This is a genomic window from Streptomyces polyasparticus, from assembly GCF_014493765.1.
GTDB classification, from domain to species: domain Bacteria; phylum Actinomycetota; class Actinomycetes; order Streptomycetales; family Streptomycetaceae; genus Streptomyces; species Streptomyces polyasparticus.
In genome coordinates, this window is record NZ_JACTVJ010000020.1 from 21,055 (window position 1) to 34,822 (window position 13,768).

The 13,768-nt window shown below is 70.9% G+C and carries 15 protein-coding genes; 9 read left to right on the plus strand and 6 right to left on the minus strand.

Annotated features, from left to right (window positions below):
- The first annotated feature begins 43 nt into the window (after window positions 1-43).
- The gene (locus H9Y04_RS34130; protein ID WP_438818187.1) at window positions 44-706 is read left to right on the plus strand and encodes a DUF6542 domain-containing protein; all 663 of its coding nucleotides are present in this window, start codon (window positions 44-46) and stop codon (window positions 704-706) included.
- A 57-nt stretch (window positions 707-763) separates the two neighbouring features.
- Here H9Y04_RS34130 and H9Y04_RS34135 read toward each other — a convergent pair whose 3' ends face one another.
- Window positions 764-1,759 (minus strand): 4-hydroxy-3-methylbut-2-enyl diphosphate reductase, encoded by a 996-nt coding sequence (locus H9Y04_RS34135; protein ID WP_187818031.1) that lies wholly within the window; start codon window positions 1,757-1,759, stop codon window positions 764-766.
- Between the two features lie 96 nt (window positions 1,760-1,855).
- Between H9Y04_RS34135 and H9Y04_RS34140 the strand changes: the two genes are divergently transcribed.
- The 5 genes from H9Y04_RS34140 (at window position 1,856) to H9Y04_RS34160 (ending at window position 6,280) form a co-directional block, all read left to right on the plus strand.
- The gene (locus H9Y04_RS34140; RefSeq protein WP_187818032.1) at window positions 1,856-3,223 is read left to right on the plus strand and encodes an APC family permease; all 1,368 of its coding nucleotides are present in this window, start codon (window positions 1,856-1,858) and stop codon (window positions 3,221-3,223) included.
- A 125-nt stretch (window positions 3,224-3,348) separates the two neighbouring features.
- Window positions 3,349-4,134, plus strand: a complete 786-nt coding sequence (locus tag H9Y04_RS47990) for a helix-turn-helix transcriptional regulator (RefSeq protein ID WP_187818033.1) — start codon at window positions 3,349-3,351, stop codon at window positions 4,132-4,134.
- 91 nt (window positions 4,135-4,225) lie between these two features.
- Entirely contained in the window at window positions 4,226-4,660 is a 435-nt protein-coding gene (locus tag H9Y04_RS34150; RefSeq protein WP_187818034.1) for a hypothetical protein, read from the plus strand.
- A gap of 154 nt (window positions 4,661-4,814) precedes the next feature.
- Complete coding sequence (xseA, locus tag H9Y04_RS34155) at window positions 4,815-6,059, plus strand: exodeoxyribonuclease VII large subunit (RefSeq protein ID WP_187818035.1); 1,245 nt, start codon at window positions 4,815-4,817, stop codon at window positions 6,057-6,059.
- Window positions 6,056-6,280: an exodeoxyribonuclease VII small subunit gene (locus H9Y04_RS34160; protein WP_187818036.1), complete on the plus strand. Its 225-nt coding sequence runs from the start codon at window positions 6,056-6,058 to the stop codon at window positions 6,278-6,280. The genes xseA and H9Y04_RS34160 overlap by 4 nt, the downstream gene beginning before the upstream one ends.
- Window positions 6,281-6,379: 99 nt before the next feature.
- Here H9Y04_RS34160 and H9Y04_RS34165 read toward each other — a convergent pair whose 3' ends face one another.
- Together H9Y04_RS34165 and H9Y04_RS34170 are read right to left on the minus strand one after the other, a co-directional pair.
- Window positions 6,380-6,970, minus strand: a complete 591-nt coding sequence (locus H9Y04_RS34165; RefSeq protein WP_187818037.1) for a malonic semialdehyde reductase — start codon at window positions 6,968-6,970, stop codon at window positions 6,380-6,382.
- 185 nt (window positions 6,971-7,155) lie between these two features.
- Complete coding sequence (locus tag H9Y04_RS34170) at window positions 7,156-7,716, minus strand: DUF4245 domain-containing protein (protein ID WP_236071822.1); 561 nt, start codon at window positions 7,714-7,716, stop codon at window positions 7,156-7,158.
- A 143-nt stretch (window positions 7,717-7,859) separates the two neighbouring features.
- Between H9Y04_RS34170 and glpX the strand changes: the two genes are divergently transcribed.
- Window positions 7,860-8,897: a class II fructose-bisphosphatase gene (glpX, locus tag H9Y04_RS34175; RefSeq protein WP_187818038.1), complete on the plus strand. Its 1,038-nt coding sequence runs from the start codon at window positions 7,860-7,862 to the stop codon at window positions 8,895-8,897.
- Between the two features lie 212 nt (window positions 8,898-9,109).
- Here the strand turns inward: glpX and H9Y04_RS34180 are convergent, their stop codons facing one another.
- Window positions 9,110-10,198: a pectin acetylesterase-family hydrolase gene (locus H9Y04_RS34180; protein ID WP_214661912.1), complete on the minus strand. Its 1,089-nt coding sequence runs from the start codon at window positions 10,196-10,198 to the stop codon at window positions 9,110-9,112.
- A 112-nt stretch (window positions 10,199-10,310) separates the two neighbouring features.
- On the opposite strand from H9Y04_RS34180, the gene H9Y04_RS34185 reads away from it, so the two are divergent.
- Window positions 10,311-11,561 carry a sensor histidine kinase gene (locus H9Y04_RS34185; RefSeq protein ID WP_187818039.1) on the plus strand — a complete coding sequence of 417 codons (1,251 nt, stop codon included), beginning with the start codon at window positions 10,311-10,313 and terminating at the stop codon, window positions 11,559-11,561.
- Window positions 11,558-12,241 (plus strand): response regulator, encoded by a 684-nt coding sequence (locus H9Y04_RS34190; protein WP_187818040.1) that lies wholly within the window; start codon window positions 11,558-11,560, stop codon window positions 12,239-12,241. Before H9Y04_RS34185 ends, H9Y04_RS34190 begins: the two co-directional genes overlap by 4 nt.
- Before the next feature lie 122 nt (window positions 12,242-12,363).
- On the opposite strand, the gene H9Y04_RS34195 is transcribed toward H9Y04_RS34190, so the two are convergent.
- Entirely contained in the window at window positions 12,364-12,744 is a 381-nt protein-coding gene (locus H9Y04_RS34195) for a WhiB family transcriptional regulator (RefSeq protein ID WP_187818041.1), read from the minus strand.
- A gap of 152 nt (window positions 12,745-12,896) precedes the next feature.
- Window positions 12,897-13,652, minus strand: coding sequence for a DUF1707 SHOCT-like domain-containing protein (locus tag H9Y04_RS34200; RefSeq protein WP_187818042.1), 756 nt, complete (start codon window positions 13,650-13,652; stop codon window positions 12,897-12,899).
- Between the last annotated feature and the right edge of the window lie 116 nt (window positions 13,653-13,768).

Consider the following 13,768-nt stretch of genomic DNA (forward strand, 5'->3'; position numbering starts at 1 on the left):
TCCCACGCCCGTAATGCCGCAAAGGCCCGCCTACGTTGGGTGGGTGGAGCCACAAAGCACCCAGCAGAGCACCCCGCAAGGCATCCGTCCCGCCCGTGACGCACAGCGCCGTACCGCGCCCCTGCCCCCGCAGGCGGGCGCCCCCGACGCCATGCCGGGGCCACGGCGTGGCGGGGCCGCGCGGCCGGTGTCGGCGGGGCCGCCCGCCGCGCGTGCGGTGCGCGGCGGAGTGCTCGCGGTACGCCGGGGCTACACCGCTGTGCGGACGATGCCGAATCCGCGGCTCACCGGGCTCGGCGCCGGGCTCTTCGCCACGGTGGCGCTGCTCTTCGTCGCGTGCGTGGACCGGCTGCTCTTCGGGGAGTCGGCCGTGCTCTACGGCTGCTTCTTCCTGCTGATCAGCGTGCTGACCGCGGTCTGGGTGCGGCCGGCCGACCTGGTGACCGCGCCCGTCGCCGTACCGATCGCGTTCGCTCTCGGGCTGCTGCCCATCGCGGGCGGCAGCGGTGGGCTCGGCGGTCAGCTGATGGGGGTGATGACGGCGCTCGCGCTCAATGCGGGCTGGCTGTACGGAGGCACGCTCGTCGCGGGCCTGATCTCGACCGTCCGCAAGGCCCGGGAAATGAACAGGCGGCGGGCACTGCGCGCTGCCGCGCACCGCCCGCCGCACAGAAGGCCTGAGGCGCCGAGGGCTCGGCGGCCCTAGCGCTCTCAGCTGGAGACACCCAGGGCCCGTCGGCCCCAGGCACTCCCGACGTCCGCGTCAGACCTCCGGGGTCTCCCCGACAGCCTCCGCCGCCTCCGCCCGCAGATCCCGCCGCAGCTCCTTCGGCAGCGAGAACGTGATGGACTCCTCGGCCGCCTTGACCGTCTCCACGTCCTCGTAGCCGCGCTGGGCCAGCCACTCCAGGACCTCGTCGACCAGGACCTCGGGCACCGAGGCGCCGGAGGTGACGCCGACCGTGGTGACGCCGTCCAGCCAGGCCTCCTCGATCTCGGAGGCGAAGTCCACGAGGTACGAGGCCTGCGCCCCGGCCTGCAGGGCGACTTCGACCAGGCGCTTGGAGTTGGACGAGTTGCGCGAGCCGACCACGATGACGAGGTCCGCCTCGGCGCCCATCTGCTTGACCGCGAGCTGGCGGTTCTGCGTCGCGTAGCAGATGTCGTCCGACGGGGGCGAGATGAGACCGGGGAACTTGGTCTTCAGGGCGTCGACCGTCTCCATCGTCTCGTCGACGGAGAGCGTGGTCTGCGAGAGCCAGACGACCTTGGACGGGTCGCGCACCTCGACCTTCTCGACATCCTTCGGTCCGTCGACGAGCTGGATGTGGTCGGGCGCCTCGCCGGAGGTGCCGATGACCTCCTCGTGGCCCTCGTGCCCGATCAGGAGGATGTCGTAGTCCTCCTGCGCGAACCGGACGGCCTCCTTGTGGACCTTGGTGACCAGCGGGCAGGTCGCGTCGATCGTGGCGAGGCGGCCGGCCTTGGCCTCCTCGTGGACGGTCGGGGCGACGCCGTGGGCGGAGAACATCACGATGTTGCCCGGCGGTACCTCCTCCGTCTGCTCGACGAAGATCGCGCCCTTACGTTCCAGGGTCTGCACCACGTACTTGTTGTGCACGATCTCGTGGCGCACATAGACGGGCGCCCCGTACTGCTCCAGGGCCTTCTCGACGGCGATCACGGCGCGGTCCACACCCGCGCAGTAGCCACGGGGAGCGGCGAGCAGGACGCGGCGGGCTTGGGTCGGTGCAGTCATGTCCCCCATCGTAAGGCCGCACTCAACAGGTCAAAGATCCCCGTCTTGGGGAGACTGGGGGACGACTGGGGCACAAGCCGAACAGGGAGGCACACGATGTCGGCTGAGCCGGCCCAGGCAGGGCAGGACACGCACTCGGAGCTGCGGCGCAGCCTGGGTTTCCGGGATCTGGTCGTCTACGGCCTGCTGTTCATCGCCCCGATGGCACCCGTCGGTGTCTTCGGCGCCCTTGACGCCAAGTCCCACGGCGCGGTCGCGCTCGTCTACATCGTGGCGACGATCGCGATGGCCTTCACCGCGTACAGCTATGCGCAGATGGTGCGGGTCGTGCCGCAGGCCGGCTCGGTGTTCGCGTACGCGCGGGCGGCGCTGGGGCGCGGGCCCGGTTTCATCGCCGGGTGGATGGCGATGCTGGACTATCTGCTGATCCCGGCGGTCGCGTATCTGTTCTCCGGGATCGCGATGAACGCGCTGGTGCCCGAGGTGTCGCGCTGGGTGTGGACCGCGCTCGCCGTGGTGATCACGACCGCGCTGAACCTGGCGGGCGTACGGACCGCCGCGAAGGCCGGTTTCCTGGTGCTCGCCATGGAGATCGTGGTGCTGCTCGTCTTCAGCGTCTCGGCGATCGTGGTGCTCGTACGGGACGGGGCGCAGCGCGACTGGCTCTCGCCGCTCACCGGTGACGGGACCTTCGCGCTGTCGGCCGTGCTCGGGGCCGTGTCGATCGCGGTGCTCTCGTATCTCGGCTTCGACGCGATCGCGTCCTTCGCCGAGGAGGTCACCGGCGGGTCGGCGAAGGTGGCGCGTGCGGTGCTGTTCTGCCTGGGGCTCGCGGGCTTCCTGTTCATCGCGCAGACCTATCTGGTCGCGCTGCTCGAACCCGTCTCGTCCGCGCATCTCGCCGCGCATCCCGAGCAGCAGGGGTCCGCCTTCTACGACGCCGTGGACGCGTCCGTCGGCAGCTGGCTGCACGATCTGGTGGCGGTCAGCAAGGCGATCGGCGCGGCCTTCGCGGCGCTGGCCGGGCAGGCCGCGGCGGGGCGGCTGCTCTTCGCGATGGGCCGCGACCGGCGGCTGCCGAAGCTGCTCTCGCGTACGGACTCGGGGGTGCCGCGGGTCGCGCTGTCGATCGCCGCGGTGATCACGCTGGTCGCGGCGGTGTGGGCGGCGTCGCGGGACGACGGCATGGACCACCTGGTGTCCGTCGTGGACATCGGCGCCCTGGTGGCCTTCACGATGCTGCACGCCTCGGTGATCTCCTGGTTCGGCGTACGCAAGCTGGGCGGCGAGGTCAGCTGGTGGCGGCACTGGCTGGTGCCGGTGCTCGGCGCGGTGATCGCGATCGCGGTGATCGTGGAGGCCTCGCGAGCGGCACAGGTGGTGGGGGCGTGCTGGCTGGCGATCGGGCTGGGTGTGCTGCTTGTTCAGCGGGGGCGGGCGGGTGATGAGGATGCGAAGGCCTAGGCGGAACTCAGGTCCGGGCCGGGGTCGAGGAGCGGGCGTACGGCTCCCAGCCAGGAAGCAGGGCGCTAGCATTCCGGCCAATTGACGGCCGTTGCTCCGGCCGGGGGTGTACCGGAGGGAGAACGGTGGACCAGCGCGCACTGCCTGAACAGGACTTCTCGGCGTTCGCCGATCCCGGGCGGTTCTCCGGACCGCAGCGGCTGCGCGTGACAGAGGCGATGACGCGTCTGGAGGCCGAACGGCTGCGGGTGGTCCGGGCGATGGAGCGCGGGCAGCCGGTCGCGGCACGTGTCCTCGGACGAGGCGGGGAGGAGATCAACCGGAATCTCAGCCGCGAGGTTCCGGCCTGGCGCACCCTCGACTCCATCAACGCCAACGGTTCCGTGGAGCAACTCGCCGTAAGCCTCCCGAACAACACGTTCGCGATGAACGCCGGCCTCCGGATGACCAGCGTGTGGCACCGCGACGCCCTGAGCCCGGAGGTGCGGCTCGTGCTGTCCGGCGAGGACCCGGAGGTGTACTTCTTCGGCTACGGGCCGTTGCAGATGAAGATCGTCGACCGGGTCGAGGTGCTCCTCGCGGGGCCCGTCGTCCGCAACCGGACGACCGTCATCGTCGTACGGGACGCCGCGTGCGTGGCCGCCGCGCGCCACTACTGGGACGCGGTGCGTGCGACGGCGTACCCGTGCGCCGCCGAGGAGCCACCCGCCGACGGCCTCACCGAACGCCAGCGCCGCGTCGTCGCGCTCCTGCTCACCTGCTCGTCGGACGAGCAGATCGCCCGCCGGCTCGGACTGAGCGTCCGCACGGTCCGCACGGAGGTCGCCGTGATCCTCGACCTCCTCGACGCTCCGACCCGCTTCGTGGCGGGGGTCCGGCTCCGCGAGCGCCTGAGCAGGGTCACCTCCTGACCTGCCCGCAACCGCCGCCGGCTGCAGGATGCTGCAATCTTCCGCCGACGGCGCCCGCCAATCTCCCGCCATGCGAAAGTACGGAAAACTCATGAGCGGCCTGACGGCCGCCGTCAGCACCGCGCTCGGGATGACCATGCTGACGGCGACGCCGGCGTCGTCCGTCACCCAGATCGCGCACAAGTGCGAGGGCAGCACGATCGTCCGCTGCGCCAACGTCGAGATGCCGTCCACCGGCGTCTTCAACGCGCACGCCCGGGTGTCCTCCAGCTCAGTCGCCTACAAGGTGATGGTCACCTATGTGGAGCTCCAGTACTACTCGAGCGGTAGCTGGCGCACCTTGCGGGAGGAGTTCCCGTACCCCGTCTACGAGATCGGGCAGGACGTCGCCCGCACCGACACATACGCGTGCGGTTCGTCGGCACGCAAGCTCGTCCGCGCGAGGGTCAAGGTGGCCTGGGACAACGGCAGCACCGTAACCCGGGACGAGCTCGTGACAGAGTCGGCGTACATCTGCCCCCGCTGATCGTGGTCTGAGGGAGGGTGCCCGGTCCCGGGTCGTGACGACCGGATCGGACACCCTCCCGACTGCCGGCGGATCCTGCCGACGACCTGCGCGGCCGAGGGCCTGGCCGTCGGGTCGGGCCTCGCTGTCGGCGCCCGCCATTACGCTCCTACGCATGGCTCTCAACACATCCGCCGAGGCGCCCCTGCCCGTGGGCGAGGTCTCGCGGCTCATCGGGGGGTGGATCGACCGGCTCGGGGCGGTGTGGGTCGAGGGGCAGATCACCCAGCTGTCGCGTCGGCCCGGCGCCGGCGTGGTGTTTCTGACGCTGCGCGATCCCTCGTACGACATCTCCGTCAGCGTCACCTGCTTCCGCGGCGTGTTCGACGCGGTGGCCGATGTGGTCTCCGAAGGTGCGCGGGTCGTCGTGCTCGCGAAGCCCGAGTGGTACGCGCCGCGGGGCCAGCTGTCGCTCAGGGCCACCGAGATAAAGCCCGTGGGCGTCGGTGAACTGCTCGCGCGACTCGAACAGTTGAAGAAGGCGCTGGCCTCGGAAGGACTCTTCGCGCCCGAGCGCAAGCGGCGGCTGCCGTTCCTTCCGCAGCGGATCGGCCTCGTCACCGGGCGGGCTTCGGCAGCCGAGCGCGATGTCCTGGAGAACGCGCGGCACCGCTGGCCCGCGGTCCGTTTCGAGGTACGGAATGTGGCCGTGCAGGGCGTGCACGCGGTGCCGCAGGTGGTGCAGGCCGTCAAGGAGCTCGACGAGCTCGACGCCGTGGACGTGATCATCGTGGCGCGCGGCGGCGGCAGCGTGGAGGATCTGCTGCCGTTCTCGGACGAGCAGCTGATCAGGGCCGTATCGGCCTGCCGTACGCCGGTGGTCTCGGCGATCGGGCACGAACCGGACTCCCCGCTGCTCGATCTCGTTGCGGACCTCAGGGCCTCGACGCCCACGGACGCGGCGAAGAAGGTCGTGCCCGACGTGGGCGAGGAGCTCGACCGGGTGCGGCTGATGCGCGATCGCGCGCGGCGGGCCGTCGACAATCTCCTGGACCGCGAGGAGCGCGGGCTCGCCGTCGCGATGTCGCGGCCCTCGATGGAGCATCCGCACCGGATGGTCGACGAGCGCGAGCAGCAGATCGACCAGATCGTCGACCGCGGCCGGCGCACGCTCGGGCATCTGCTCGACCGCGCCGACTCGGAGCTGACGCATACGCTCGCGCGGGTGGTGGCCCTCTCCCCCGCGGCCACGCTGCGGCGCGGTTATGCGGTGCTGCAGCGCGGGGACGGGCATGTCGTGCGGAATGCGGCTGCGGTCGCGCAGGGCGAGGCGCTGCGGGCGCGCGTCGCCGAGGGAGAGTTCACGGTCACGCGGACCGACGCGAACGTACAGGCAAGCGATGAGGAGAACGGGGCATGAGCACTACGGACGAGGCCCTCGGCTACGAGCAGGCCCGCGACGAACTCGTGGATGTGGTCCGCAGGCTGGAGACGGGCGGCACCACGCTCGAGGAGTCCCTGGCCCTGTGGGAGCGCGGCGAGGAGCTGGCGAAGGTGTGCCGCCGCTGGCTTGACGGGGCGCGGGCACGGCTCGACGCGGCGCTGGCGTCCGAGGACGAAGAAGGCGCGGACGAGGAGTAGTTCCGTATACGCGAGATACGCGCATGCACGGAATGCGCGCACACGCGAAAGCCCCCGGTGGCAGGCCGGGGGCTTTCGCGTATACGGAACGGGGGGCCGTCAGACCGTCGTGATGACGTCCTCGTAGGCCAGACGCGGCGAGCGCGGGAACCAGGCGTCCTCGCCCGGCTTGCCGATGTTGATGACCATCAGCGGGGTGTGGTCGTCGTCCAGGAACTCCTTCTGGACGCCCGCGAAGTCGAGACCGGTCATCGGGCCGGCGGCCAGACCGGCGGCGCGGACGCCGATGATGAAGTACGCGGCCTGCAGCGCGGCGTTCAGCGTCGCGGCACCCTCACGGACCGGGCGCTCGGCGAAGAAGACGTCCTTGGCCTGCGGGAAGTGCGGGAAGAGCTGCGGCAGCTCCTCGTGGAACTCGTTGTCCGCGGACAGGATCGCGACCAGCGGGGCGGACGCGGTCTTCGGCTGGTTGCCCTCGGCCATGTGCTTGACCAGACGCTCACGGGCCTCGGCCGAGCGGACCAGGGTGATGCGCAGCGGCGACTGGTTGAACGCGGTCGGGCCGTACTTCACCAGGTCGTAGATCGCCTGGACCTGCTCGTCGGTCACCGGCTCGTCGGTGAACGTGTTGGCGGTGCGGGCCTCGCGGAAGAGGAGGTCCTGAGCGGCGGCGTCGAGGGCGAGGGTCATGCGAGCACCTTTTCCAGCGGTACGGGGGTGGGGGCAAGAGCGCCGGTTTGATCGATCATCGATCGGGCCGACGTCTACGACCATAAGCCCATTACGTTGAAGATTCAACCAAGACTGGAATGGAGTGACCCTCTTCACAGGCTCCGTACGGGAAATCCAGGGAAATCCCGGGAGCTCCGACGGGATCAGCCCTTGTCGGCAGGCGCCGGCCGCAGCGCCCCGGCCACCTCGGTCAGCCGCGCGAACGAGCCGCTCCCGGTGACGACCGTGGTGGCCCCGCCCTCCTGGAGCACGAGCGCGTCATAGGAGTCGCCCTCGTACCGCTTCCAGTCCTTGCCGCCGATGCGCTCGGTCCTGCCGGTGTCCTTGGCGTCCTGGCTCTTGTCCGCGATGAACGGGCCCGGCTTGCCGGAGGTCTGCTCGACGCCGACGTACTTGCCGTCGGGGCCGTGCAGGCCCAGGTGCCAGTGCTCGTCGTCGGCGCCGCGGTAGCGCACCGAGGTCGTCTTCCAGTCCTTGCCGTCCAGGCCCTTCGGGGCGAGGAGGGGATACGACGCCGCGCGGGACGCCGAGGAGACGGCGGCCGTCAGTTCCGCGGAGTTCACCGCCTTCACCGGGGTCGCCGATTCGTCATGCGGGATGAAGACGTAGATCACCGCGACCACGGCCCCGATGACCGCCATCGACAGGACCATGTCCCGGACCGTCTGCGCCTTGCCTCTGCTGCTGCCTGCCACGCCCCCCATGTTCGCAGGTGCGGTGGTCTGTCCCGACAGGGCCCCGGGTCCGCTCAGACGTGACCCCCTCTGCTCATTTTGTCGACGTACCGATAGAGTCCATGGGTAAACCCTCATCCGGCCGTCGCCGTTCCCAAGAGAGGTTCGTCCCGATGACCGTGCATCAGCACCAACTCCCCTCCGAGCTCGAGGTCCCCTCCGAAGCTCCCGATCGCAACCTCGCCCTGGAGCTCGTCCGGGTCACCGAAGCAGCCGCCATGGCCGCGGGCCGCTGGGTCGGCCGCGGCGACAAGAACGGCGCGGACGGCGCGGCCGTACGTGCCATGCGGACCCTGGTCTCGACCGTCTCGATGAACGGCGTGGTCGTCATCGGCGAGGGCGAGAAGGACGAGGCGCCGATGCTCTTCAACGGCGAACGGGTCGGCGACGGCACCGGCGCCGAGTGCGACATCGCCGTGGACCCGATCGACGGCACGACGCTGACCGCCAAGGGCATGCCGAACGCGGTGGCCGTGCTCGCCGCCGCGGACCGCGGCACCATGTTCGACCCGTCGGCCGTGTTCTACATGGACAAGCTGGTCACCGGCCCCGAGGCCGCCGACTACGTCGACATCAACGCTCCCGTGTCGGTGAACATCCGTCGCGTAGCGAAGGCCAAGAAGGCCTCGCCCGAGGACGTCACCGTGGTCATCCTCGACCGTCCCCGGCACGAGGGGATCATCAAGGAGATCCGCGAGACCGGCGCCCGGATCAAGCTCATCTCCGACGGCGACGTGGCCGGCTCCATCCTCGCGGTCCGCGAGGGCACGGGCGTCGACCTGCTGCTCGGCATCGGCGGTACGCCCGAGGGCATCATCTCCGCCTGCGCGATCAAGTGCCTCGGGGGTGTGATCCAGGGCAAGCTGTGGCCCAAGGACGACGAGGAGCGCCAGCGCGCGCTCGACGCCGGCCACGACCTGGACCGCGTGCTCAGCACCAACGACCTGGTCTCCGGCGAGAACGTCTTCTTCGTCGCGACCGGCATCACGGACGGCGAGCTCCTGCGCGGTGTCCGCTACCGCTCGGAGACGGCGACGACCTCGTCGCTCGTCATGCGCTCGAAGTCGGGCACGATCCGGCAGATCGACTCGGAGCACCGGCTGTCGAAGCTGCGTGCGTACAGTGCGGTGGACTTCGACCGGGCTCGTTAGGCCTCCGTCGCCCGCGACCTGCTCCGCCGCTCCGCGGCGGGATGTGTGTTCTGGGGGCTGACGCCCCCAGGACCCCGCTGCTGCTGCGCCGCTCCGCGGCGCCAGGGAATGTGCGGGGCTGACGCCCCCACCCCCCGAGGACACGGTGAACGGGGGCGCCCTTGTGCGGAGGGCGCCCCCGTTCGCGTATCCGCACGCAAGCCCGCCGGCCTTCAGGTGCAGATGTCGCAGTGGACGTCCCCGGGCGGCTCGCCCGTGATCAGGTCGTCGACCCAGTCCGCGAACCGGACCCCGTTCACCTCGATCTCGTAGAACTTGTCCCACTCGAAGATGCCGTGATCGTCGCCGGGTGCCGTGTAGCTGTGCACGATCGGTCCGGCCCGCTCGATCGCCGCCTCGTTGGCGTCGATCTCGGCGAGGAGGTCCGGCGGATCCGAGGACATCCAGTCCGTCACCTCCACCGCCGCGTTCGGGTCGTACGCGAAGTCGAAGCGGGACAGGACCAGGTCCCGGTCGTGCAGACCGGCCTTGACCCAGAAGTCGGGCGGACCCCACCGGGCCGGTCCCGTCCCCGCGACCGCCCAGCGCGGCATGACGTCGTACGCGCCCCAAGTGGCGTCGAGAACACGGGTGTTGAAGTCCGGGTGATCCGGCCAGGCCCCCGACTGGCCGCCGAGGACGGTGACCTTCGCGTCCGGGAGACGGTCGGAGACGAGCCCGCCGTACAGGGGAGCCGCGACCGAGCCCGCGGTCTTGCCGACGACCACGACCTCGGTGGCGTCCGGGTACTGCCGCGCCAAGTAGTCCAGCGCGGCTGTGCCGTTGACGTAGCCGCGGTGCTGGACGGTCAGTTCCGGCCCGTACTCGTGCGCGGCGTTGCCCAGGTGCGCGTCGCCCGTGCAGGACGTCACGAACAGGTAGGAGTAGCCGGTGAACGGGTTGCCCGAGGCCTTGAAGTCGAGGATTCCCTCCGTGGTGATGTTGTCCGGGCCCTCGTCCCGCATGTCCCAGTCGTAGTACTCCTCGCCATGGGGGGCGAACGCGCAGGTCGTCGCCGACCAGCACACTCCCCCGCCGTTCAGGAAGAGCACCACCTTCTTCGGGTCGGAGCGCCGGTCCCAGAAGGCGAACTCACTGCCGTCCGCGCACTGGCAGTCGCCGCCCGGTTCGATCTTCTTCCAGTCGGCGGACGCCCACGCGCTGTCCCGCTCGCCCAGGACGTACACGAGGGCCGCGGCGAGCAGTGCCACGACGGTGAGCGCCGCGGCCAGTGCGCCGGTCGTTCGCTTGCGTGTCCTCATGACGGGCATCGTGGCCGGACGCGCGTACCGCCGTCGTCTGTCTGTGGTCATGGATACGGGTATGACCCCAGGCAGATCCGCGGCGGCCGGGGCTGCCCTACCCTCAACGGGGATGAGCGGGTGGGGAGTTCGGGTCTCCGCGTGGACGGGCAGGCCGGCGGTGCAGGACGCCGGTCTGGTGGTGCTGCTCCTGACCGGGACCGTGGCATGGCAGGGCCCGCCCGGACTCACGTGGTGGTGGGCGGCGTCCGGGCTGTGCCTGCTCGCCTTGGCGGCCCGCCGCCGGTGGCCGGTCGCGGCACTGGTCGCCGCGGTGGCCGGTTCCCTGGCGCATATGGCGCTCGTCGCCGGTCCCTCCTTCGCGGATCTGGCCGCGCCGGTCGTGCTCGGCACCCTCGCGAGCCGGTACGGGCAGCGGGCCGCCTTTGCTTTTCTGGGCGCCGCTCTCCTGGTGACCGGCGGCTGGTCCCTCTACGTGGCCCTGGACGGCCGGGTCGACGGATGGGCGCTCGATCAGGTGCCGGCCGTGGGCGGGCACACCCTCGGGGAGCCGTTCACGGACGAGGAGGAGCCGGGTCCGACCGACTGGGGAACCCTGCCCCTGTTCGGCGCGCTGATCGCGGGCTGGGCCGTCGGCTCCGGGGCCCGCAGCCGCCGCGAGTATCTCGGCACGCTCGCCGCGAGGGCCCGCGACCTGGAGCGCGAACGCGACCAGCGGGCCGCGCTCGCGGCCGCCGCCGAACGCGACCGGCTCACCCGCGAGTTGCACGATGTGGTGGCACACGGCCTCTCGGTGATCGTCATGCAGGCGCAGGGCGCGGACGCCGCGTTCGACAAGCGTCCCGCCGATGCCCGCGCGGCGCTGGCGACGATCGTGGACACGGGCCGGGCCTCGCTGGCCGATATGCGCCGGGTGCTGGCCGCCGGCGACTCGGCCGGACCCGGCGGGAGCGCGGCACGCCACCCGGCTCCCGGTCTCGACCGGCTTCCTCAACTCGTGGCGCGCGTACGGGAGTCTGGCACGCCGGTCGAGCTGCGCATGGACGGTACGGAAGGAGCGCTGCCGGGGGTCGTCGAGCTCTCCGCGTACCGGATCGTCCAGGAGGCGCTCACCAACGTCATGAAGCACGCGGGCCCTGCGGCACAGGCCGAGGTGCGGGTGTGCCGCCATGCGGACCGGCTGGTCGTGGAGGTGACCGACGACGGGGTCGCGGAGGGGGAACCGGACGGCAGCGGGAACGGCCTGCGCGGTATGCGGGACCGGGTGGCCCTGCTCGGCGGCGAGCTGTCCGCCGCGCCCGCGCCGGGCGGCGGCTTCGCCGTGCGGGCCCAACTGCCGCTGGAACAGGGGCGTTCCGAGTGATCAGGGTGCTGCTCGCCGACGACCAGGTGCTTTTGCGCGAGGGCCTGCGCATGATCCTGGAGAACGCCGAGGACATGGACGTGGTCGGCGAGGCGGGTGACGGCGCGCAGGCGGCGGCCCTGGCGGCCGCGCTCGCCCCCGACGTGGTCCTGATGGACATCCGGATGCCCGACGTGGACGGCGTGGAGGCGACCCGGCTGATCCGGGAAGCGGCACGCAAAGGGGACGGACACGGGGACGGGCCGAAGGTCCTGGTGCTCACCACGTTCGACCTGGACGAGTACGTGTACGCGGCACTGCGCGCGGGTGCCTGCGGATTCATCCTCAAGGACACGCTCGCGCCGGACCTGCTTTCGGCGATCCGCGCGGTGGCCCGCGGCGACGCGATGGTGGCGCCCGCGGTGACCCGGCGGCTGATCGAGCGTCATATCGGCGCGGAGGGCGATCCGTTGCCCCGTGCGGACAGCGACCTCGCCACGCTGACCGGCCGCGAGCGCGAGGTGCTCGTCCTGGTCGCGCGCGGGCTCTCCAACACGGAGATCGCCGCCCGGCTCTTCCTCACCGAGGGGACCGTGAAGGGCCATGTGAGCCGGATCCTCGCGAAGCTCGGACTGCGCGACCGGGTGCAGGCCGTGGTCCTGGCATACGAATGCGGGCTGGTCCGGGCCGGCGAGGCGTAGGCGTACGGGAGCGGCGGCGCAGGCACACAGGAGCGGCGATACGTAGGAATACGGGAGCGGCAAGGCATGCGTGAGGGGCGCCTCCCTGAGCGATGGGGCACCCCCTCACGTACGGCCGTGAACTACCCTGCCGCAGCTATGCGGTTGACCGAATTGGCCGCCTTCGTGAGCTCCACGTCGCGGCGCCTGCGGCGGGCCAGGACCACACGGCGCTCGGCGGCGGTGAGGCCGCCCCACACCCCGTACGGCTCGGGCTGGAGCAGGGCGTGCTCGCGGCACTCGACCATCACGGGACAGCGGGCGCACACCCGTTTCGCCGCCTGTTCTCGTGACAGGCGCGCGGCCGTGGGCTCTTTGGAGGGGGCGAAGAACAGCCCGGCTTCGTCACGCCTGCACACCGCCTCGGTGTGCCACGGGACTTCCGAATCTCGCGTCGGCACCCTCTGAGTCGGGATCGCAGGGATCGCGGTGACCGGAAGGGACTGATGCGGAGGGTGCAGCACGGTCTACTCCTGACGACGGATTCGCAAGCGAGTGACGATGCAGCAGCCCTACCCGCTGTGCGCGGGCCTATGCACAGAGTTCCGGTACGGTCCGGCCAGTTGTTCGCTCAGTCGTGGTGCGGTGTCCGGTCAGTGGACGTCCCGGTGTCCGCTCAGTCGAGGTGCTTGCGCAGATGCCGGGCCATCGAGCGGCCCACGTACTTGTGCAGGTCCTGGATGAACTTGCCGCGCTTCGGCTTGGCCTCGATGTTGCCGAGCACCGCATAACCGTCCACGAAGACGACGGGCGCGTCGGACTCGCCGGCGTCCAGGGCCTCGACCTCGAAGTTGCCGAAGACACCGCTGCCGCTGCCGCGCAGCGAGACGTTCTCCGGGACGCGGACCTCCACGTTGCCGAAGACCGAGACGGCCTTGATGACCACCTGCTGGTACTCGAAGATCGCCTCCGTCAGGTCGATCTCGACATTGCCGAACACGGCGTACGCATGCGTCCTGCGGCCCACGCGCCAGCGGCCCTTGCGGGTGGTGGAGCTGAAGACCGCGACGAGGTTCTCGTCGGCGGTCGCGGGCACCGACCCCGGGGTCGGTTGGTCGCCGACGGGCGCGGCCGGGCGCGCCTGGTGGGCGCCGGGCAGGTCGGCGACATACGGCTCGAGCTCGGTCAGCGTCTTGGCCCGGTACACCCCGTCGATCCGCTCGGAGTGCTCGTCCGCGGTCAGCCGGCCCTCGGCGAGCGCGGCCGCGAGGATCTCGGCCGTACGGTCGCGGTCCGCGTCCGAGGCGCGCAGGCCCACGGGCGGGGGCGCGGCGTCGGCGAGCGCGGGCTCGGGCCGGTGCTCGGGCTTCGACAGCGAGGGCTTCGCCGGCTGAGGCTCGGGCTCGGGCTGAGGGTGCTTTTCGAGGTCCACACGAGCAGCATACGAAACGCGATAGATCGCGACTAGCCCGTGAAGCCGCCAACTGAGCCTTACCTCACAAGTTCAGGGACGGCCCCGGGTCCTACCCTTAAGGGTGCTTGCCAACA

Bases quoted from the DNA above. Each gene is read 5' to 3' on its own strand.
- H9Y04_RS34135 (WP_187818031.1), bottom strand. From the start codon at position 1,759: ATGACTGCACCGACCCAAGCCCGCCGCGTCCTGCTCGCCGCTCCCCGT.
- H9Y04_RS34160 (WP_187818036.1), top strand. From the start codon at position 6,056: ATGAGCACTACGGACGAGGCCCTCGGCTACGAGCAGGCCCGCGACGAA.
- H9Y04_RS34150 (WP_187818034.1), top strand. From the start codon at position 4,226: ATGAGCGGCCTGACGGCCGCCGTCAGCACCGCGCTCGGGATGACCATG.
- glpX (WP_187818038.1), top strand. From the start codon at position 7,860: ATGACCGTGCATCAGCACCAACTCCCCTCCGAGCTCGAGGTCCCCTCC.
- H9Y04_RS34185 (WP_187818039.1), top strand. From the start codon at position 10,311: ATGAGCGGGTGGGGAGTTCGGGTCTCCGCGTGGACGGGCAGGCCGGCG.
- H9Y04_RS34180 (WP_214661912.1), bottom strand. From the start codon at position 10,198: ATGAGGACACGCAAGCGAACGACCGGCGCACTGGCCGCGGCGCTCACC.
- H9Y04_RS34165 (WP_187818037.1), bottom strand. From the start codon at position 6,970: ATGACCCTCGCCCTCGACGCCGCCGCTCAGGACCTCCTCTTCCGCGAG.
- H9Y04_RS34140 (WP_187818032.1), top strand. From the start codon at position 1,856: ATGTCGGCTGAGCCGGCCCAGGCAGGGCAGGACACGCACTCGGAGCTG.
- xseA (WP_187818035.1), top strand. From the start codon at position 4,815: ATGGCTCTCAACACATCCGCCGAGGCGCCCCTGCCCGTGGGCGAGGTC.
- H9Y04_RS34170 (WP_236071822.1), bottom strand. From the start codon at position 7,716: ATGGGGGGCGTGGCAGGCAGCAGCAGAGGCAAGGCGCAGACGGTCCGG.